We start from the raw sequence: 20383 nt of genomic DNA, 5'->3' as shown, positions 1-20383 counted from the left end.
GCATGGGGCATCCTGGCTGCGATGCCCCTCGCGGCGCGCTCAACCCGAGCGTCCGCGAATTTTGCATACAAAAATCGTGCCCACTTTCCACCGAGGACCGCAGCGGGGGTGGTTCCGGCGCACGTCCGACGCGGGTTCCCCGGTATGTACCGGAACGCGGCGCTGCCTCAGCGGCTCGCGGCCACCACGAGCAGCATCGGGCGCTGCATCTCGTCGCCCAGGGCCGGCTGCTGCGCCAGTTGATCGGCGCTGGGCGACCATTCGGCGATGCGCTCCAGGGTGAAACCCGCCGCGAGGAGCGTATTCACGGTCGTCGCAAGCGTACGATGGTACTTGCGTACGCCGTCGGCGAACCAGTGGGTGATGCGCTCGCCTTCGCAGGCATAGTGATCGAGCGCCCAGGTGCGCTCGCCATCCTCGCGCTGCAGCCATCCGGGCCGGGTCGAGGCCATGTAGATGGGGTGCTCGATGGTGAACACGAACGCCGACCCGGGCCGAAGCGCGTCGAACACGCTCGCCGCCAGGCGCGCGTAGTCCTCGACGTAGTGCAGGGCGAGGGCGGAATAGGCAAGGTCGAACGCGGCGCGGGGCAGGCTGAGCTGTTCGAGATCGGCGCGCTGGTAGCGCACGGCGGGCGAGGCGGTGAGTTCGCGCGCCCGGGCAAGCATGTTCTCCGAGAGGTCCAGGGCCAGCACCGAGGCGGCGTCCTGCTGGGCCGCCCAGCGGGCAAAGGCGCCGAATCCGCAGCCGAGGTCGACGACGTCACGCCCGGCTAGGGCGGGCAGCAGTGCCCTGACCGACGGCCACTCGGGAGCGCCGTCCAGGCCGAGGACCGAACGCGGCAGCCCGCTGTAGCCCGCGAAGAATTCCGGCGTGTCGTAGATGTTCTGTGCCATGGCGGAACGGGACGCAGGCTGCGGGGCGGCCGGACGCCTTGCGGCGACCGGCGCGGCGCGGTTCAGTGGAAATGCTGCGGCGACGGATCGACGTCGGCAGGCAGCTCGGCATGCTCGAGCACGCCCAGCGGATCGGGAAAGAACGGCGCGCCGCAGTCGTCGCAGAACTCGGGCGGCAGAATGCCGGGCAGCCGGCGGATGTCGGTGACGCCCAGGCTTTTCAGAAGCTCCACGATTTCGTCCAGGGCGCCGACCGGCGCATCGTCGCCGGCCATGCCGGGCTCGGCCGGCTCGCGCCCGAACAGCGGCCACACCACGCCGTAGATCACGTCGTTGCTGTTGCGCTCGGTGAAGCCGATGCGGTATTCGTCGATCTGCTGCTCGCCGATGCCGGCGATCACCGCGCGCAGATGGTCGGGCGGGAAGTTGGCCGTGGTCTCGAGCCAGCTCACCGCCGCGCGCACCGACAGCGGACGCACGCAGCGATCCGCCTCGCGATTGCCCATGTACCAGGCGTCGGGCAGGAGGATCTCGAAGCCGCAGCCCGGCAGCAGCCCGGTGAAGGTGGGTTCGGCCTGAGCCTGCCAGCCGGCCAGGCAGGCCGCCCGGCTGGCCGAGGGATCTTCCGGCGTCTCCTGCCAGCGGAACACCGGCTCGCCTTCCTTGACGACGACCACGCCGGCGACATAGCGCGTGTCGGCCAGCATCTCGGCGGTCTCGGCGTCTTCGGGCAGGCTGACTTTCTGCGTGGTGTTCTTGCCGAGCGCCTGCAGGGTGAGGCGATGCAGCCACTGCTGGGTGGCCGAGAAGCTGCGCGGCATCTGGTCGATCGAGAGCAGGCCCGGCACCAGCGCCAGGCGCGCCTCCTTGGCAAGCACGTGCCCGTGCAACTGCGCCTGCAGCGCCTCGATGGCGTCGCGGCGCATCTTGCCGGAGGGGATGCTGTAGCGCGTCCACACGGCAAGCGGAGCGACGACGAGCAGCGCTTCGTAGCGCTCGCCGTCCTTCTCGAATACTTGGGACTCGGACTGCGTCTCGCACAGCTCGGCCAGCACGTCGTAGGCCGCCGGGTCGCGCGTGAAGAGGTCGTCCAGCGCGCCGTCGATCGGCCCGTCCTGGCCCGCACGCATGAGCTTGCCGAGCAGAGCGTCGAGCTGGCGCTCCCAGTAACGGTCTTCGACGCGGCTGCTGGATGCGGCCAGCGACTGGGCAAGCAGCACCAGGCGATCGGTATCGCGGTGGCTGGCGCGCTGGCTGGCGGAAACAGAACGGGAACGGGGCATCGAGGGCACAAAATCGAAGAGGAACCGCCTAGTTTACCGCGCCTGCGCGGATCGGGCTGGCGCCTTGGGCGACGGGCGTGCGAGCCGGTATCATGGACGCACTTTTCCCCCCACACCCGACCAGACGAGGAATGCCCGCCATGTACGAAAAACTGTCCATGTATATCGATGGTGAGTTCATCGATGCCGCGGCCAAGGCGCAGGATGTGATCAACCCGGCCACCGGCGAAGTGCTGGGCCAACTGCCGCACGCGTCGCGCCAGGACCTGGACCGCGCCCTGCAGGCGGCCGAACGCGCCTTCGTGCAGTGGCGCCAGACCTCGCCGGTGGAGCGCGCCCGCATTCTGCGCCGGGTCGGCGAACTGGCGCGCGAGCGCGCCGCGGACATCGCCCGCAACATCACGCTCGACCAGGGCAAGCCGCTGGCCGAGGCCACCGCCGAGGTGCAGGGCTGCGCCGAGCACTGCGACTGGCACGCCGAGGAGGCGCGTCGCATCTACGGGCGCATCGTGCCGTCGCGCGATGCGCGCATGCGCCAGATGGTGCTGCGCGAACCGGTCGGCGTGTGCGCCGCGTTCACCCCGTGGAACTTCCCGCTCAACCAGGCGATCCGCAAGGCGCTCGCCGCGCTGGGCGCCGGCTGCACGCTGATCCTGAAGGGGCCCGAAGACGCCCCGAGCGCGGTCGTGGCCATGGCCCGCCTCTTTCACGATGCCGGCCTGCCCAAGGGCGTGCTCAACATCGTCTGGGGCGTGCCGAGCGAGATCTCGACCTACCTCATCGAATCGCCGATCGTGCGCAAGATCTCGTTCACCGGTTCGGTGCCGGTGGGCAAGGAACTCTCCGCGCTGGCCGGCAAGCACATGAAGCGCGTCACCATGGAGCTGGGCGGGCACTCGCCGGTGATCGTCTGCAACGACGCCGACATCGAGGCCGCCGCCGTCGGCCTGGCCAAGTTCAAGCTGCGCAACGCGGGGCAGGTGTGCATTTCGCCCACCCGCTTCTACGTCCAGGAAGGCATTTTCGATGCCTTCGCCGAGCGTTTCGTCGCGCAGATCGAGGGCACCCGCGTGGGCGACGGCCTGGAGCAGGGCACCCAGATGGGGCCGCTGGCGCATGCCCGGCGCGTGGACGCCATGGCCGCCTTCATCGACGACGCACACAAGCGCGGCGGCAAGGTGCTGACCGGGGGCGATCGCCTCACGGTCGGCGAGGGCAAGGGCTACTTCTATGCGCCGACGGTGATCGCCGGCCTGCCGGACGACGCCCGCCTCATGACCGAGGAGCCGTTCGGCCCGGTCGCGCCGCTCACGCAGTTCAGCGAGGTCGACGACGTGCTGCGCCGGGCCAACAGCCTGCCCTTCGGCCTGGCCTCCTACGTCTTCACCACCAACCTGCAGACTGCGCACCACATCTCGAGCAACCTCGAGGTCGGCATGGTCGGCGTCAACCACTTCGGCGTGGCGCTCTCGGAGCTGCCCTTCGGCGGCGTCAAGGACAGCGGCATCGGCAGCGAAGGCGGGCAGGAGACCTTCGACGGCTACCTGGTCACGAAGACGGTGACGCAGATCTGACGTCGCGCCTGGACGGCCTGTCGACCGGAGCGTCTCGGCAGAGACGCCGCGGCGGCGGGTCGTACCGCTTCCGTTCTTCCCGGAAGCGAAGCTCTGAGATTTCGAACCTTTCTCAAGCCGCCTTCTTCGCGGCTGCTCCCTCGTCAGCCAGCAACTGGCGCAGCACGAACGGCAGAATCCCCCCGTGCTGGTAGTAGTCCACCTCGATCGGGGTGTCGATGCGCAGCAGCACCGTGACGCGCTGCTCGACGCCGTCCTCGCGATGGATCACCAGGGTGACGTCCTGCTGTGGGCGGATGCCGTGCTCCAGGCCCTCGATGTCGTAGGTCTCGCGGCCGGTGATGCCGAGCGACTGCACGCTGTCGGCGCCCTTGAACTGCAGGGGCAGCACGCCCATGCCGACCAGGTTGCTGCGGTGGATGCGCTCGAAGCTGCGTGCGATCACGGCCTTGACGCCGAGCAACTGGGTGCCCTTGGCGGCCCAGTCGCGCGAGGAGCCGGTGCCGTATTCTTCGCCGCCGAAGACGACGGTGGGTATGCCGGCGGCCACGTACTTCATGGCGGCGTCATAGATGGACATCTGCTCGCCGCCGGGCTGGAACAGGGTGTCGCCGCCCTCGAAGCGGCTGCCGTCAGCCCTGGGCGGGATCATGAGGTTCTTGATGCGCACGTTGGCGAAGGTGCCGCGCATCATGATCTCGTGGTTGCCGCGCCGGGAACCGTAGCTGTTGAAGTCGGGCTTGAGCACGCCGTGCTCGGTGAGCCAGCGCCCGGCCGGCGAGGTGTCCTTGATCGAGCCGGCCGGCGAAATGTGGTCGGTGGTGATCGAGTCGCCGAACACGCCCAGCGCCCGCGCGCCGCGCACCTGGGGCATGGGCGCGGGCGTCATCTCGAAGCCCTCGAAGAACGGGGGCTCGGCGATGTAGGTGGACTTGGGCCAGTTGTAGGTCTCGCCGGTGACGCCCTTGATCTTTTCCCACAGCTTGCCCGGGTTCTGCTGGACCTGGGCGTAGTTGTCGCGGAAGTCCCTGGGCGTCATGGAACTCTGGACCAGCGCCTGGATCTCCTCGCTGGTCGGCCAGATGTTGCCGAGCCAGACGTCGCCGTCCTTGCCGCGGCCCACGGGCTCGGTCATGAGGTCGACGGTCATGTTGCCGGCGATGGCGTAGGCCACGACCAGGGGCGGCGAGGCCAGGAAGTTGGCCTTGATGTTGGGATGGATGCGCGCCTCGAAGTTGCGGTTGCCCGAGAGCACGGCGGCGCACACCAGATCGTTCTCGAGGATGGCCTGGTTGTACTCCGCGGCGAGGTCGCCGGCGTTGCCGATGCAGGTGGTGCAGCCGTAGGCCGCGACGTCGAAGCCGAGTTGCTCCAGGTAGGGCAGCAAGCCGGTCTTCTCGAGATAGTGCGTGACCACGCGCGAACCCGGTGCGAGCGAGGTCTTGACCTTGGACGAGACCTTCAGACCGGCCTCCACCGCCTTCTTGGCGAGCAGGCCCGCGGCCAGCATCACGTTCGGATTGGAGGTGTTCGTACACGAGGTGATCGCCGCGATCAGCACGTCGCCGTTCTTGAGCGAGACGTTTTTCTTGGCGGTCGGGAAGATCTCGCTCAGCTTCTCGGCGGGTTGAGCGAAGCCGTTCTCGGCGATCGGGCGGCTGAAGAGGTCGATGAAAGTGGACTTGACGTTGCCGATCTCGATGCGGTCCTGCGGGCGCTTGGGGCCGGCGAGCGACGGGGCGACCGTGGAGAGATCGAGCGTGAGCAGCTTGGTGTAGTCGATGTCCCTGGCCTTGGGCACGCCGAACATCTTCTGCGCCTTGAAGTAGGATTCGAGGGCGGCGATTTCCTCGGCGGTGCGGCCGGTGGCGCGGAAATAATCGATGGTGCGCGTATCGACCGGGAAGAAGCCCATGGTGGCGCCGTACTCGGGCGCCATGTTGCCGATGGTGGCGCGGTCGGTGACGCTCAGGCTGGACGTGCCCTCGCCACAGAACTCGACGAACTTGCCGACCACCTTCTCCTGGCGCAGCATCTCGGTGATGCGCAGCACGAGGTCGGTGGCGGTCACGCCTTCGCGCAACTGGCCCTTGAGCTCCACGCCGACCACGTCGGGCGTGAGGAAGTAGACCGGCTGGCCGAGCATGCCGGCCTCGGCCTCGATGCCGCCCACGCCCCAGCCGACCACGCCGATGCCGTTGATCATGGTGGTGTGGCTGTCGGTGCCGACGAGGGTGTCGGGATAGTAGACGCCGTCAGCCGTGCGGTGCACGCCGCGCGCGAGGTATTCGAGGTTGACCTGGTGCACGATGCCAAAGCCCGGCGGCACCACACCGAAGGTCTTGAACGCCTGCATGCCCCACTTCATGAACTGGTAGCGCTCCTGGTTGCGCTTGAATTCCAGCTTCATGTTGAGATCGAGCGCCTTGGGCGTGCCGAAGTAGTCGATCATCACCGAGTGGTCGACGACCAGATCGACCGGAACCAGCGGCTCGATAGCCTTGGGGTTCTTGCCCATGCGCTGGGCCACGCTGCGCATGGCCGCCACGTCGGCGAGCAGCGGTACGCCGGTGAAATCCTGCAGCACCACGCGCGCCACCACGAAGGGGATTTCTTCTTCGCGGGAGGTGTTCGGCTGCCAGCCGGCGAGCTGGCGCACGTGCTCCTCGGTGACCTTCTTACCGTCGCAGTTGCGCAGCACGGCTTCGAGCACCACCCGGATCGACACCGGCAATCGGGAGATGTCCACCCCCAGGGCCTTGCCCAGGGCGGGCAACGAGTAATACTGCCCTGATTTGTTGTCGCCGATCTTGAATTTCTTGAGTGTGCTGAAGCTGTTGTGCGGCATGGTGGGCTCCGTGAAGGAATCGTCTAAATCTACCATTTATATGCAGCGCACGCGCGATGCGCGCCTGTCTGCAAGCTTACGTCGAACAGGTCTTGTTTTCCAGTGTCTTATATAAGATATAAGACCATAGGGACCATATGGGGAGCTTGCAGCAAGAAGCAAGCCCTGCGCGTGCCGCAGTGCGTTGCGCGCCACTCGCGCCGCGGCCGAGGGCCAGGTTCAGGCCAGGCCCAGCACGCGGGCGGCGTTGTCCTTGAGGATGCGCTGGTGCAGCTCGGGACGAAAGCCGGCTTCCTGGAAGTCCTTCATCCAGCGCTCCGGGGTGATGAGCGGGAAGTCCGAACCGAACAGCACACGGTCCTTCAACTGGGTGTTGGCATACTGCACGAGCTGGGGCGGGAAGTACTTGGGCGACCAGCCCGAGAGGTCGATGTGTACGTTGTGCTTGTGCAGGCAGACCGACAGCGCTTCGTCCTGCCAGGGCCAGGACGGATGCGCGATGATGATCTTCATGTCGGGGAAATCCGCCGCCACGTCGTCCAGGTGGATCGGGTTGGAATATTTCAGCTTCAGGCCGCCGCCGCCGGGCAGGCCGGTGCCGATACCCGAATGGCCGCTGTGGAAGATGCACGGCAGGCCGGCCTCGGCGATCACCTCGTACAGTGGATAGGCCAGCGCATCGTTCGGAAAGAAGCCCTGGGTGGTCGGGTGGAACTTGAAGCCCTTGACCTGGTAATCCTCGATCAGGCGCCGCGCCTCGCGCACGCCCATCTTGCCCTTGTGCGGGTCGATGCTCGCGAACGCGATCATGATGTCGGGGTTTTGCAGCGCGGCCTCGGCGATCTCTTCGTTCGGGATGCGCCGGCGCCCCATGTTGGCCTCGGAGTCCACCGTGAACATGACGAAACCGATCTTGCGCTCGCGGTAGTACTCGATCGTCTGCGGGATGGTCGGCCGGTGGTGGAACTTGAAGTATTTCTCGGCCGCCTCGTCGAATTCCCTGCCGAAGGCATCGGGCGGACAGCGGCAGGAGACTTCGGCGTGGACGTGGACGTCTATGGCGTCGAGATCCTGAATGTTCATGAGGCAGCTCCGCGGGAAAGTCCTCGTTTAGTTATGGAATTTAATTAATTTCCATAACTATATCGACGCGCGTACGCCCGCTGACCTGGGGAAAACCCGGGCGCTTTCTGCAGCACGAACGCGCGCGCCCGGACGAGCCGGGCGCGGGACGGACAACGCGGCCCGGCCCGGCAGCGCACCGGGCCGGGCGCCCGACTCAGTCGGGCAGGGCGTAGGCGATGATGTAGTCGCCGCGCTCGGGCGACTGGCGGGCGCCGCCCGCGTTGATGACGACGTACTGTTTGCCGGTCTTGGGCGAGACGTAGGTCATCGGCCCGGACTGGCTGCCCACCGGCAGGCGCGACTTCCAGATCTCCTTGCCGGTGGCCGCGTCGAAGGCGCGCAGGTAGAAATCCTGCGTGCCGGCGAAGAACACCAGGCCGGACTGGGTGGCGAGCGAGGGGCCGAGCGTGGGCATGCCGATGGGAATCGGCAGGCCCATGCGGATGCCCAGCGGGCCGGTGTCCTTGACCGTGCCGACCGGCACCTGCCAGACGATCTGGCGGGTTTCCAGGTCGATCGCGGTCATGGTGCCGAAGGGCGGCTTCTGGCACGGAATGCCGAGCTGCGACAGGAAGCGCTGGCGCATGGCGCCGTACGGTGTGCCCACCTGGGGCACCGCGCCCATCTCGATGCCGCTCGCGTTGGACGGCATCTTGTCGCGCGGGATCATGTAGTTGGCCAGGCCCAGCCGCATGTCGTTGACGAACATGAGGTGGTTGTTCGGATCGACCGACACGCCGCCCCAGTTCATGCCGCCGAGCGAGCCCGGCATCTGCAGCCCCCAGTCCAGGCCGGGCGGCGTGTAGACGCCTTCATGACGCATGGTCTTGAAGGTGATGCGGCACAGCAACTGGTCGAACGGGGTGGCGCCCCACATGTCGGATTCGACCAGGGTCGTGTTGCCGATCGAGGGCATGCCCACCGAATAGGGCTGGGTCGGCGAGTAGCGTTCGCCGGGCAGGTCGCCCTGCGGCACCGGACGTTCCTCGACCTCGGCGATCGGCTCGCCGGTGACGCGGTTGAGCATGAAGATCTCGCCCTGCTTGGTCACCTGCACGAGCGCGGGCAGCGTGCCGCCCTTGCCGTCGGGCACGTCGTAGAGCAGCGGTTGCGCCGGAATGTCGAAGTCCCAGAGATCGTGGTGGGTCATCTGGAAGTGCCAGCGCACGGCGCCGGTGGCCGCGTCCACGGCCACCACCGAGGAGGAATAGCGTCCGTCGTCCTCGGTGCGAAGGCCGCCGAAGAAGTCGGGCGTGCGGTTGCCCGTGGGCAGGTAGACGAGGTTGAGCTCGGGGTCGTAGGCCATGGCGGCCCAGACGTTCGGTGCGCCGCGGCTGTAGGTGCCGCCCGGTGGCGGCTCCTTGGTGATCGCGGGGTTGCCCGAATCCCAGGCCCAGACCAGGGCGCCGGTGCGCGCGTCGAAGGCGCGCACGACGCCGGGCGGCTCGTCGACCGCCCAGTTGTCCGCGACACGCCCGCCCACCACGACCAGGTCGCCGGCGACCAGCGGCGTCGACGTCTGCTGGTACCAGCCGAACGGGATCTCGCCCATGCCCTGGGACAGGTCGACCGTGCCGTTGTCGCCGAAGCCGGCGCAAGGCTGGCCGTCGTCCGCATTCAGGGCGATCAGGCGGGCATCGACGGTGGGCAGATACAGCCGGCGCGTGCACACGCCGGGCACGGCATTGTCCACGTCGATGGCGGCGCCCGAGGACTGCGTGGCGTCGGGCGCGCCCTCGTCGGCGTGATAGCCCAGCCCGCGGCAACGCTGCCAGCTCGGCGCCTTGCCCTTGGCGTCGAAGCGCCAGCGCTCCTTGCCGGTGTCCACGTCCAGCGCGATCACCTTGGAGTAGGGGGTGCAGACGTAGAGCGTATCGTCGATCTGCAAGGGGGTGTTCTGATCCTCGGCGCCCGCGCCGGTGCTCACGGGAATATCGCCGGTGTGTGCCGTCCACGCCACCTGCAGATTCTTCACGTTGTCCCGGTTGATCTGGTCGAGGCGGGCGAAACGGTCTCCCGCCGTGGTGCCGCCCCAATGCCGCCATTCGGTCTGGCCCTGGCCTTGCGCGACCGGCTGGAAGCTGGGGGCGGGCCCCTGGGCGGCGACGATGTGGCTGGGCACGAAGGCATAGGCGCCGGCCACGATCAGCGCGAGCGCCGTCACGCCGGCCAGCACATAGGCGCCGCGGCCCGCGCGCTCGCCCGTGGTCCTGACCAGCAGCGGGTAGACCAGTGCGACCAGCACGGATATGACGCCGAACGCGAACAGGCGCGAGACCAGCGGCCAGAATTCGAGGCCGGCATCCCAGACGGCCCACACCAGCGTGGCGAGCATGACGACGAGGAACAGCCAGGCGCCGGCGGGCCGTCCGCGTGCCATCAGCCAGCCGCTGACGAGCAGGCCCAGGCCTGCGACGACGAAATAGAGGCTGCCGCCGAGGACGGCGAGATACACGCCGCCCAGCGTCAGGAACAGGCCGCTCAGCAGGACGAGCGCGGCCACGATCCAGACTGGCCAGCGCACAGCGCGGGAAGGTAAGGGATCAGGATTCTTCATTGTTGTTTCCGAGGATGCCAGGGAATGCAGGACGAGCGCTCCAGCCGGGAGGACCGGCACGGCACGCGGGAGAACTCGCCGCGGCGGAGTGTTGCGGGGGTGCGCAACCCCGACATTGTAGTTCTTGCGGCTATCCGCTCGCGGCGCGGGCCTCGCCTTGCCAGGTGCCCGCGCGCCGTGTCCTCTACAATCCGCCGGCGATTGCGGTGGACGCGGCGCGTGCCGCCGCCCGTTGCGGCGCACCAAGAACAACAAGCCTCGATGGAGTATCACGTATGGCATGGCCATTCGTGCCGGTGCGCAACGCGCTGGCTATCAGTACCACCCTGTTCCTGCTTGCCGGCTGCCAGCCGGATCGGGAGCCGCCGGCCGGCCCGCCGGCAGCGCAGGCGGCGCGCGAACTGGCGCTGGACGGCAGCGTGCGCGGCGAGCTGACCACGCAGAGCGCCATGAACATGAACGACGGCAGCCGCTACGACGTGGTGGACGTGAAGGTGCCGGGCGACAAGGCCGTGCGCATCACGCTGGACAGCGCCTTTTCCGGCGTGCTTGCCCTCTACAGGGAAGGCGAGCTCGTCGAAGGCCCGTCGGGCGCGCAGTCGTGCTGCGGCGAATCCCGCGGCCCGGCGGCGCTGGTGTTCCAGCCGGCGGCCGACGCCGCGTACAGGATCGCGGTGAGCGGCGCCGACCGCCGTGGTTTCGGCCCCTTCAGCCTGCAGGCGAGCGCCATCGACATCGTGAACAGCGGTGCGCTCGAATCCGGCAAGAGCCTGACGGGCTGGCTCGGGCGCGACACGCCGCTGCGCGGCGAGCATCGCGCCAACGTGTACGACGTGAACCTGACCGAGGCCGGCCTGTACGAGTTCACCCTGCGTTCGCAGGATTTCGACGCCTATCTGCAGTTGCGCGGGCCGGGCGTCGAGCTGGAGGACGACGATAGCGCGGGCGATCTCGATGCGCGCATCTCGGCCTATCTGGAGCCGGGCGCCTACAGCCTGCGCGCCGGCAGCCTGAGCCAGGAGGGAGCCGGCGTCTACACCGTGACGAGCGCACGCGCGGAGCTGCCGGCCGGCACGGTCCTGCAGAACGATGGCGAGCTTACGGCGGGCCAGGCGGTGATGGGCAGCATCAGCGGCAAGCCGCGCCAGTACCAGTTCACCGTGCGCGAGCGCTCGCGCCTGACGCTGACCATGGATTCGGACCAGTTCGACGCCTATCTCGAGCTGCGCGGCGCCGGCGTCGCGCTGGAGGACGACGATAGCGGCGGCGGCAGCAATGCACGCCTGGACGTCGTGGTGGAGCCGGGCAGCTACACGATCAACGCCAGCGCCCTGAGCGGCGGCGGGATGTACCGGTTGCTCGCGCAGACCGGCCCGGCGCCGGCGGCGGGTGGCGGCGAGATCGCGCCCGGACGCAGCATGGAGGCATCCCTGAGCTCGGGCCGGCCCGACGTCTATGAGCTGCGCATCCCGCGCGCCGGCAGCTATGTGGTGACCATGCGTTCGACAGGTGTGGATTCCTACCTGAAGCTGTCCGGCAACGGCGTCCAGGTCGAGGACGACGACGGCGCCGGCAATCTGGACGCCCGCCTCGCCGTCGATCTCGCCGCCGGCACCTACCGCCTGGAGGCCTCGTCGGTCGATCAGAACGCCGGGGTGTATCAGCTATCGGTGGAGTGAGGACGCCCCATCGGGCTCAATAGCCCAGGAGATTGCGTCTGACGTGCAGCAGATGGGTGCGCGCCGTCTCGGTGGCGCGCATCGCGTCGCGCTCGCACAGGGCGTCGACCAGGGCGCGGTGTTCGCGCTGGTAGGCTTTGCGCCTCTCGTCGGTCAGGCTGCGCCGCTTGAGCACGCCCCACGAAGCATGCGAGCGCGCGTGGTTCATGAGCGAGAACACGTTCTCGATGAGCGGGTTGTGCGCCGCGGCCGCGATGGCTTCATGCAGCGCGGCATCCCAGGTCTCGAAATCCTCGAAGCTGTCGGCGGCCTCGGCCCGCTCGCAGCACAGTCTCATGTGCTCGAAGTCCGCGGGGCGGGCATGTTCGACCACCAGCGCCGCGATTGCCGGCTCGAGCGCCAGGCGCGCGGCCATCAACTGGGCCGGGCTGGTCGTCATCGCGTCGTCCTGCAGCCGCTCGACACCGTTCGCCTCGCCGCCGGGCGCGGCGACATAGGTGCCGCTGCCCACGGTCTGGCTGATCAGGCCCCGCGCCTTGAGCTGCGCGAGGGTGCGCCTGACGGTCGAACGGCTGAGCCGGTGGGCAGCCGCGAATTCGCGCTCGGTCGGCAGGCGGTGTCCGTGCGGCCACTCGCCGGAGGCGATGCGCGCGAGAATCTCATCGCGCAGGGCGGAGGTCTTGTCCATGGGATCTCGGAAGTTTGCGTCATGGTACCAATAAAGACCAATTTTCGCGTACCTATCGATATATCCTGTGAGATTGGTCCACATTAGGGCTGATTTGGTATTTACTTGGTGCCGTATTGGGCCTATATTTCGGGAATTGGCATGTATTGGACCGAGGCCGGTCCGACTTTTCCGGAGCACCCATGAAGATTGCAGTTTTTCGGAGCGAGGGGCGGCGCCAGGTCGGCGTCGTCGCGGACGATGGCAGCACGGTGCAGGCCCTGGCGCTGTCCGATGACGAGGCCGAGCGCGGCGCGCTCGCGCTGATCGCGCGCATGCAGGCGGGGCAGGCGTTGCCGGATCGCGCCGGGCCGCTCCTGCCCTGGGCCAGTGTCGAGCCGGAAGCGCCCATTCCCCTGCCGCATCGCAATCTCTTCTGTGTCGGCCGCAATTACCACGCACATGCACGCGAGCTGTCGGGCTCGGTGTTCCAGGCGAACGACGGCGCCAAGGAAGCCTGGCCGATCGTCTTCACCAAAGTGCCGCAAACGGTGATCGGCCCCCGCGACGAGGTACGGCTGCCGGCTGGCATCACCGAGCAGGTGGATTACGAAGCCGAGCTTGCCATCGTGATCGGCAAGGGCGGACGCAACATCGCCCGCGCCGATGCGCTGGGCCACATCTTTGGCTACACCGTCGTCAACGACGTCACCGCGCGCGACGTGCAGATGCGTCACCAGCAATGGGATCTGGGCAAGTCCTTCGACACCTTCTGCCCCATGGGCCCCTGGCTGGTCACCGCCGACAGCTTCGACGGCGCCGACACGCGGGTGCGCTGCTGGGTCAATGGCGAGCTGCGCCAGGATGCGCGCACGCAGGATCTGATCTTCGACATCCCGACGCTGATCGAGACCTGCTCGCGCGGCATCACGCTGATGCCGGGCGACATCATCGCCACCGGCACGCCGGCGGGCGTGGGCATGGGCATGACGCCGCCTTCGTGGCTGCGCGCGGGCGACGTGGTGCGCATCGCGATCGACGGCCTGGGCGAGATCGAGAACCGATTCGTATGACGTTCGCATGAACCCAAGGGCCAGGCGCAGCGCAACGCATGCCGCGCCGGCCACACTCGGAGGAGGAGACGATGCAGAACAGAATCTGGCGCCGGCTGGCGCTGTGCGCGGCCGGGCTGGCCATGACGGCGGCTGCCCAGGGGGCCGACTACCCGACGCGTGCGATCACCATGATCGTGCCTTTCCCGCCCGCGGGCGTGGCCGACATCGTGGCCAGGCCGGTGGCCGAGGCGCTGTCGCGCGAGCTGGGGCAGTCGGTCGTGATCGAGAACCGGCCCGGCGCCGGCGGCGGCCTGGGCATCGGCCAGGCCGCCAGGGCGCAGCCGGACGGCTACACCTTGCTGATGAGCCTGTCCTCGATCTCGATCCTGCCCGCCGCAGACCGCGTGCTGGCGCGCGAGCCCGCGTATCGCCTGGACCAGTTCGTGCCCATCGCCCGCGTCACCGCCGATCCCACCGTGCTGGCGGTGCGCGCGGACGCGCCCTGGCAGTCCGTCGAGGACTTCCTGGCGGACGCCGGGAAACGTCCCAAGCAGATCAACTACGGCAGCTCCGGCGTGTATGGCACGATGCACCTGCCCATGGAGATGCTGGCGCATGACGCCGGCGTGGAACTGATGCACATCCCGTTCACGGGAGGCGGGCCGGCGGTGCAGGCCCTGCTGGGCGGACAGGTGGACGTGCTGGCGACCGGGCCGTCTACCGTGCTGCAGCTCATCGAGGCGGGCCGGGTACGGGTGCTGGCGCACTGGGGCGACGAGCCGCTGGCCAGCCTGCCCGACGTGCCGAGTCTGCGCTCGCTCGGCCACGACGTGGGCTTTCGCCAGTGGTCCGGCCTGTTCGCCATCGAAGGCACGCCGGAGCCCGTCGTGCAGCGCCTGCGCGACGCGATGGCGAAAGTGGCGCAGGACGAGCGGCTGAACCGGACCATTTCGGCTACCGGCAGCCCCGTCGCCTACCTGGACGCGCAGGCGTTCGACGAGTACTGGAAAGAGGATACGCAAGTGTTGACCGAAACCGTCGAGCGCATCGGCAAGGTGGATTGACCGCGATGGTCAACCCTCGGGCGGCGTGGCGCGGCGCACGCGGATGACGCGCGCCTCGCTGCCGTCCGTCAGTAGGTAGAGACGCCCGTCCGGCCCTTGCCGGACGTCGCGGATGCGTTCGTCCAGTTCGGAGAACAGGGCTTCGCGGCGTACCACACGCGGGGCCTCGGGTGGCCCGAACAGCTCCATGCGCCATACGGCCTTGCTGGACAGGCCGCCCACGAAAAGATTGTCCCGCCATTGCGGCAGTTCGTCGCCCGTATAGATCAGCAGATTGCTCGGCGCGGCCGAGGGCAGCGTCCAGTAGGTGAGCGGCGGCGCCATGCCGGGCTGCTCGGCGGTGCCCGCGCCGATGGGCGCGCAGGTATCGTATTCGCAGCCGTACGAAACCACCGGCCAGCCGTAGTTGGAGCCCTTGCGGGCGATGTTGATTTCGTCGCCGCCCAGCGGGCCGTGCTCGGCGATCCAGAGTTCGCCAGTCTGCGGATGCACGAAGGCGCCTTGCGGATTGCGATGGCCCAGCGTCCAGACCTGCGGCAGCGCGTCCTGTCGGCCGACGAAGGGATTGTCGTCGGGGATGCCGCCATCGGTGCGGATGCGCAGCGTCTTGCCGTGCGCCATGGCGGGGTTCTGCGCGTGGCCGCGTTCCTCGTCGACGCGGCGGTCGCCGAGCGTGATGAAAAGATGGCCGTCGCCGGACACCGCGATGCGCCCGCCCAGGTTCTCCAGGCTGCGCACCTTGGGGGTCTGGCGAAACAGGATTTCGGTGTCCTCGGCGCGCGCGAGATCCTCGCTCAGCCGAGCGCGCGCGACCACCAGGCCGTTGCCGGCGTCGAGGTCTTCGGCATCGGCCTCGGTGTAGCTGAAGTAGAACAGGCGGTTCGAGGCGAAAGCCGGGTCCAGGGCAATGTCGAGCAGGCCGCCGTGCTCGCGCGCATCCACGTCGGGCAGGCCTGCGGTGGCGACGGGTTCCAAGCCGCCGTCAGGGCGCACCACGCGCAGCCGGCCGGGGCGCTCTGTCACCAGCATCCCGCCGTCCGGTAGAAAGGCCATGCTCCAGGGGCGCTCGAAACCGCTGGCATGGGTTTCGGCGTGCGCCGATGGCGGCGTGGCGGCCTCGCCCGTGGCGGTATCGATGGGCGTGGTGCCGGCCTGGGCGGCATCGGGCGCCGCGCTGGCGGCGACAGCCGCGCCCGAAGAACAGCCGAACACCAGGGTCAGCACAGCGGCCGCGCGTTGGGCCGAATCGAGAGGCGTGGCGGTGGCCGATTCCGGCTGATCCGGGAGCGGTGCCCTATGCAGTGCGGTACGAGGCATGACATCGTGGCCTGTTCACAGAAGGGCAGCCCATCTTACCGGCATGGTGCGGTTCCCCACAATGCAGTGCGGGGCCCGCCTGGGCTTCGAGACGGCTCAGCGGCCGCCGCATCATCGGCCTTTCTCGCTCGCCTTCGCCGAGCGCAGGGTGATCTGCACGATCTCGGACGCACGCCCCAGGCGCAGCGCGAAGCCGGGCCACAACCCGGCGCCGTTGCTCACGTAGAGCTGCATGCCGCCGACCTGGTAGCGGCCCGAGACGTAGCCGTCGTTGGCCCATTGGGTGACCCAGTGCAGGCCCAGCACCTGGCCGCCGTGGGTGTGGCCGGACAACTGCAGGTCGGCGCCGGCGCGTGCGTTCTCCTGGGCGCCGGGCGGCCGGTGGCTGAGCAGGATGACGGGGGCATCGCGCTCGACGCCGGCAAGCGCTGCATCGATGTCGGGCATCGGCTGGCCGAAAGGCGCCGCGGCCCGGTCGGTGACGCCGGCCAGCACGAACTGCGCGCTGTCGCGGCCGATGCTCACATGCTCGTTGAGCAGCATGCGCACGCCCAGGCGCTCGAAGTGCTCGAGCCATTGCCGATACCCGAGGTAGTACTCGTGGTTGCCGGGAATCGCGTAGACAGTGTGCTGCGCGGCGAGCTCACGCAGGGGCTCGACGTCGTCGGTACGTGCGGCGACCGTGCCGTCGACCATGTCGCCGGTGAGCACGACCAGGTCCGGGGCTAGGGCGCGGGTTCGGTCGACGACGGCTTGCATCCACGGCCGCTGCAGCAGGCGGCTGGCATGCAGGTCGGTGAGCTGGACGATGCGAAAGCCGTCCAGCCCGGCCGGCAGCCGTGCGAGTTGGATCTCGATGCTGCGCACCTCGGGCACGCGCACCGCCTGCCAGACCCCGACGGCCGCCAGCAGCAGGGCGACGACGCCGATGCCCGCGCGGGGCGCCGGCGCCGTGAGCAGCGTGCGCGCCGTGCGCCGGGACAGCGGCCAGGCCAGCAGGCCGAGCAGGTCCTGGACGAGCAGCAGGACCGCGGCGACGACTATGCTGCCGAAAGCCCAGTTGAGCACCATCAACGCCGCGGCCGGGATCTCGGGAGACGCCATGGAGCCGAAGAAATTGCGCGTGACCAGATGGTGCTGGGATGCCAGCAGGATCGGAATGGCCAGCGCCCACTTGAGCGGAGCGCGCCAGCGTTGGCGCCACACCAGGCGCCAGATCACGTAAAGGGCCAACAGACAGGTGACGGCATGAAACACTTGGGTTCAACTCATCCTGGACGGTCGTCGAGCGCCCGGGAGCCCGGGAGCCCAGGCGCTGGACGACGATAAAAAAAGAGGCCCGGGCGTTGTCGCCCGGGCCTCGCCTTCACGCGTTCGGAAAGACCTCAGGCGCCGACCGAATCCGCGATCTCCTTGTACTCTTCGATCTGGTCGAAGTTCAGGTACTGGTAGATCTTGTCGCCGTTCTGGTTGATGACACCGATGTCGGCCATGTATTCCTCGACGGTCGGGATGCGGCCCAGGCGCGAGCAGATCGCGGCGAGCTCGGCCGAACCGAGGTAGACGTTGGTGTTCTTGCCCAGGCGGTTCGGGAAGTTGCGGGTGCTGGTCGACATCACCGTCGCGCCTTCGCGCACCTGTGCCTGGTTGCCCATGCACAGCGAGCAGCCCGGCATCTCGGTGCGCGCGCCGGCGGTGCCGAACACGCCGTAGTGGCCTTCCTCGGTCAGTTGCTGGGCGTCCATCTTGGTCGGCGGGGCGACCCACAGCTTGACCGGGATGTCGCGCTTGCCTTCGAGCAGCTTGGACGCCGCGCGGAAGTGGCCGATGTTGGTCATGCAGCTACCGATGAACACTTCGTCGATCTTGGCGCCGGCCACGTCGGACAGCACCTTGACGTCGTCCGGGTCGTTCGGGCAGGCCACGATGGGCTCCTTCACGTCGGCGAGGTCGATCTCGATCACGGCGGCGTATTCTGCGTCGGCATCCGGCTCCATGAGCTTGGGATCGGCCAGCCAGGCTTGCATGGCCTTGATGCGGCGCGCCAGCGTGCGCTCGTCCTCGTAGCCGTTGGCGATCATCCACTTCAGCATCACGATGTTGCTGTTGATGTACTCGATGATCGGTTCCTTGTTCAGGTGCACCGTGCAGCCGGCGGCCGAACGCTCGGCGGACGCGTCGGACAGCTCGAACGCCTGCTCGACCTTCAGATCGGGCAGGCCTTCGATTTCCAGGATGCGGCCGGAGAAGATGTTCTTCTTGCCTTGCTTGGCGACCGTCAGCATGCCCTGCTTGATGGCATAGAGCGGGATCGCGTTGACCAGGTCGCGCAGGGTGACGCCGGGCTGCAGCTTGCCCTTGAAGCGCACCAGCACCGATTCGGGCATGTCCAGCGGCATGACGCCGGTGGCGGCCGCGAAGGCGACCAGGCCCGAGCCGGCCGGAAAGGAGATCCCGATCGGAAAACGCGTGTGCGAATCGCCGCCGGTGCCCACGGTGTCGGGCAGCAGCATGCGGTTCAGCCACGAGTGGATCACGCCGTCGCCCGGGCGCAGCGAGACGCCGCCGCGGGTGCTGATGAACTCGGGCAGGGTGTGGTGCGTCTTGACGTCCACGGGCTTGGGGTAGGCCGCGGTGTGGCAGAACGACTGCATGACGAGATCGGCCGAGAAGCCCAGGCAGGCCAGGTCCTTGAGTTCGTCGCGGGTCATGGGGCCGGTGGTGTCCTGGCTGCCGACGGACGTCATGCGCGGTTCGCAGTAGGTGCCCGGGCGGATGCCCTGGCCTTCCGGCAGGCCGCAGGCGCGGCCGACCATCTTCTGCGCGAGCGTGTAGCCCTTGCCGGAGTCGACCGGGTTCTGCGGCAGGCGGAACAGCGTGGAGGGCGGCAGGCCCAGCGCCTCGCGAGCCTTGGCGGTGAGGCCGCGGCCGATGATCAGGGGGATGCGGCCACCGGCACGCACTTCGTCGAACAGCACGTCGGACTTGACCTGGAATTCGGCGATGACCTCGCCGTTCTTCAGGGCCTTGCCTTCGTAGGGGCGCAGCTCGACCACGTCGCCCATCTCCATCTGGGAGACGTCCAGTTCGATCGGCAGGGCGCCGGCGTCTTCCATGGTGTTGTAGAAGATCGGGGCGATCTTGCCGCCCAGGCACACGCCGCCGAAGCGCTTGTTCGGCACGAAGGGGATGTCCTCGCCGGTGAACCAGAGCACCGAGTTGGTGGCCGACTTGCGCGAGGAGCCGGTGCCGACCACGTCGCCCACGTAGGCGACCAGGTGGCCCTTGTCCTTCAGCGACTCGATGAAGGCCACGGGGCCGCGCTTGCCGTCTTCCTCGGGCTGGAACGCCGCGCCTTCGCGCTTGTTCTTGAGCATCGCGAGGGCGTGCATCGGGATATCCGGGCGCGTGGTCGCGTCCGGCGCGGGCGACAGGTCGTCGGTGTTGGTCTCGCCAGGCACCTTGAAGACGGTGATGGTCAGGCTCTCGGGCAGCTCGGGGCGGCTGGTGAACCACTCGGCGTCGGCCCAGCTCTGCAGCACGGCCTTGGCGTCCTCGTTGCCCTGGTCGGCCTTTTCCTTCACGTCGTGAAAGGCGTCGAACATCAGCAGGGTCTTCTTCAGGCCGGCCGCGGCGATCTTGCCGACTTCGGCGTCGCCCAGCAGGTCGACCAGCGGGGCGATGTTGTAGCCACCCAGCATGGTGCCGAGCAGTTCGGTGGCCTTGGCGCGCGAGACCAGGCCACAGGTGTCCTTGCCCAGCGCGATCGCGGCCAGGAACGATGCCTTCACCTTCGCGGCTTCATCCACGCCGGCCGGCACGCGGTGCGTGAGCAGGTCGAGGAGGAAATCTTCTTCGCCCTTGGGCGGGTTCTTGAGCAGGTCCACCAGAGCAGCGGTCTGTTGGGCGGACAGAGGCAGGGCGGGGATGCCCAGCGCGGCGCGTTCGGCCACGTGTTGGCGATAGGATTCCAGCATCGGAGTCGCTTAGGGAGATGAAGGTTGAAGGAGGGTCGCCCGCATTGTAGTTCGCCAGGGCCTTCGGGGCAAACTCTTGTGTCTTATATAAGACATCATGCGCGTATGGCGCTCCGGTGCGCAGTGTTCCGGCGGGCAAGGCGCAGGCTCGTTGCGGCTCGACAGACAGGGTGCCCGGGCATCGAGCGCGTGCGCACCCATGAGCGCGCACCAACGACGGGAGGCTGTGCACCCCGAACGGCCGGTCGATGCACGGGTGTGGGGCCGGGCGTGGGCGCCGGCAGCCTGCTTGCCTGCGGGCCCGCCGGATCGGGCCGCCGGATGGGGCTGCCACGCATGTA

Annotated in this window: 13 protein-coding genes; 4 read left to right on the top strand and 9 right to left on the bottom strand. The window is 68.2% G+C overall.

Annotated elements, in window-relative coordinates:
- Positions 1-167: 167 nt before the first annotated feature.
- Entirely contained in the window at positions 168-896 is a 729-nt protein-coding gene (locus FOZ76_RS04540) for a class I SAM-dependent methyltransferase (protein ID WP_143946941.1), read from the bottom strand.
- Between the two features lie 62 nt (positions 897-958).
- Positions 959-2179: a DUF2863 family protein gene (locus FOZ76_RS04535; RefSeq protein WP_143946940.1), complete on the bottom strand. Its 1221-nt coding sequence runs from the start codon at positions 2177-2179 to the stop codon at positions 959-961.
- A gap of 140 nt (positions 2180-2319) precedes the next feature.
- Between FOZ76_RS04535 and FOZ76_RS04530 the strand changes: the two genes are divergently transcribed.
- A complete protein-coding gene (locus FOZ76_RS04530) occupies positions 2320-3753 on the top strand; it encodes an NAD-dependent succinate-semialdehyde dehydrogenase (protein ID WP_143946939.1) in 1434 nt (477 codons plus the stop codon).
- Between the two features lie 112 nt (positions 3754-3865).
- On the opposite strand, the gene acnA is transcribed toward FOZ76_RS04530, so the two are convergent.
- The 3 genes from acnA to FOZ76_RS04515 form a co-directional block, all read right to left on the bottom strand.
- Entirely contained in the window at positions 3866-6601 is a 2736-nt protein-coding gene (gene acnA / locus FOZ76_RS04525; protein WP_143946938.1) for an aconitate hydratase AcnA, read from the bottom strand.
- Positions 6602-6820: 219 nt separating this feature from the next.
- Positions 6821-7684 carry an amidohydrolase family protein gene (locus FOZ76_RS04520; RefSeq protein WP_143946937.1) on the bottom strand — a complete coding sequence of 288 codons (864 nt, stop codon included), beginning with the start codon at positions 7682-7684 and terminating at the stop codon, positions 6821-6823.
- A gap of 196 nt (positions 7685-7880) precedes the next feature.
- Positions 7881-10283, bottom strand: coding sequence for a glucose/quinate/shikimate family membrane-bound PQQ-dependent dehydrogenase (locus FOZ76_RS04515; protein ID WP_143946936.1), 2403 nt, complete (start codon positions 10281-10283; stop codon positions 7881-7883).
- Positions 10284-10558: 275 nt separating this feature from the next.
- Here FOZ76_RS04515 and FOZ76_RS04510 point away from each other — a divergent pair, with 275 nt between their 5' ends.
- Positions 10559-11962: a hypothetical protein gene (locus FOZ76_RS04510; protein ID WP_143946935.1), complete on the top strand. Its 1404-nt coding sequence runs from the start codon at positions 10559-10561 to the stop codon at positions 11960-11962.
- A gap of 16 nt (positions 11963-11978) precedes the next feature.
- Here FOZ76_RS04510 and FOZ76_RS04505 read toward each other — a convergent pair whose 3' ends face one another.
- Positions 11979-12650 carry a FadR/GntR family transcriptional regulator gene (locus FOZ76_RS04505; protein WP_143946934.1) on the bottom strand — a complete coding sequence of 224 codons (672 nt, stop codon included), beginning with the start codon at positions 12648-12650 and terminating at the stop codon, positions 11979-11981.
- A 182-nt stretch (positions 12651-12832) separates the two neighbouring features.
- Here FOZ76_RS04505 and FOZ76_RS04500 point away from each other — a divergent pair, with 182 nt between their 5' ends.
- Together FOZ76_RS04500 and FOZ76_RS04495 are read left to right on the top strand one after the other, a co-directional pair.
- Positions 12833-13702, top strand: coding sequence for a fumarylacetoacetate hydrolase family protein (locus FOZ76_RS04500; RefSeq protein WP_143946933.1), 870 nt, complete (start codon positions 12833-12835; stop codon positions 13700-13702).
- A 71-nt stretch (positions 13703-13773) separates the two neighbouring features.
- Positions 13774-14748, top strand: coding sequence for a tripartite tricarboxylate transporter substrate binding protein (locus FOZ76_RS04495; RefSeq protein WP_143946932.1), 975 nt, complete (start codon positions 13774-13776; stop codon positions 14746-14748).
- 9 nt (positions 14749-14757) lie between these two features.
- Here the strand turns inward: FOZ76_RS04495 and FOZ76_RS04490 are convergent, their stop codons facing one another.
- The 3 genes from FOZ76_RS04490 to acnB all read right to left on the bottom strand — a co-directional run bounded on the left by FOZ76_RS04490 (position 14758) and on the right by acnB (position 20042).
- A complete protein-coding gene (locus FOZ76_RS04490) occupies positions 14758-16065 on the bottom strand; it encodes a PQQ-dependent sugar dehydrogenase (RefSeq protein ID WP_143946931.1) in 1308 nt (435 codons plus the stop codon).
- A 111-nt stretch (positions 16066-16176) separates the two neighbouring features.
- Positions 16177-17322, bottom strand: a complete 1146-nt coding sequence (locus tag FOZ76_RS04485; protein WP_143946930.1) for a metallophosphoesterase — start codon at positions 17320-17322, stop codon at positions 16177-16179.
- A 128-nt stretch (positions 17323-17450) separates the two neighbouring features.
- Complete coding sequence (acnB, locus tag FOZ76_RS04480; protein ID WP_143946929.1) at positions 17451-20042, bottom strand: bifunctional aconitate hydratase 2/2-methylisocitrate dehydratase; 2592 nt, start codon at positions 20040-20042, stop codon at positions 17451-17453.
- Positions 20043-20383: the final 341 nt, after the last annotated feature.

Source organism: Verticiella sediminum (assembly GCF_007558815.1).
Lineage (GTDB): Bacteria > Pseudomonadota > Gammaproteobacteria > Burkholderiales > Burkholderiaceae_B > Verticiella > Verticiella sediminum.
This window is presented reverse-complemented; position numbering and strand designations above follow the sequence as displayed.

Bases quoted from the DNA above. Each gene is read 5' to 3' on its own strand.
- FOZ76_RS04505 (WP_143946934.1), bottom strand. From the start codon at position 12,650: ATGGACAAGACCTCCGCCCTGCGCGATGAGATTCTCGCGCGCATCGCC.
- FOZ76_RS04495 (WP_143946932.1), top strand. From the start codon at position 13,774: ATGCAGAACAGAATCTGGCGCCGGCTGGCGCTGTGCGCGGCCGGGCTG.
- FOZ76_RS04510 (WP_143946935.1), top strand. From the start codon at position 10,559: ATGGCATGGCCATTCGTGCCGGTGCGCAACGCGCTGGCTATCAGTACC.
- FOZ76_RS04535 (WP_143946940.1), bottom strand. From the start codon at position 2,179: ATGCCCCGTTCCCGTTCTGTTTCCGCCAGCCAGCGCGCCAGCCACCGC.
- FOZ76_RS04515 (WP_143946936.1), bottom strand. From the start codon at position 10,283: ATGAAGAATCCTGATCCCTTACCTTCCCGCGCTGTGCGCTGGCCAGTC.
- acnA (WP_143946938.1), bottom strand. From the start codon at position 6,601: ATGCCGCACAACAGCTTCAGCACACTCAAGAAATTCAAGATCGGCGAC.
- acnB (WP_143946929.1), bottom strand. From the start codon at position 20,042: ATGCTGGAATCCTATCGCCAACACGTGGCCGAACGCGCCGCGCTGGGC.
- FOZ76_RS04530 (WP_143946939.1), top strand. From the start codon at position 2,320: ATGTACGAAAAACTGTCCATGTATATCGATGGTGAGTTCATCGATGCC.
- FOZ76_RS04490 (WP_143946931.1), bottom strand. From the start codon at position 16,065: ATGCCTCGTACCGCACTGCATAGGGCACCGCTCCCGGATCAGCCGGAA.
- FOZ76_RS04540 (WP_143946941.1), bottom strand. From the start codon at position 896: ATGGCACAGAACATCTACGACACGCCGGAATTCTTCGCGGGCTACAGC.
- FOZ76_RS04500 (WP_143946933.1), top strand. From the start codon at position 12,833: ATGAAGATTGCAGTTTTTCGGAGCGAGGGGCGGCGCCAGGTCGGCGTC.
- FOZ76_RS04520 (WP_143946937.1), bottom strand. From the start codon at position 7,684: ATGAACATTCAGGATCTCGACGCCATAGACGTCCACGTCCACGCCGAA.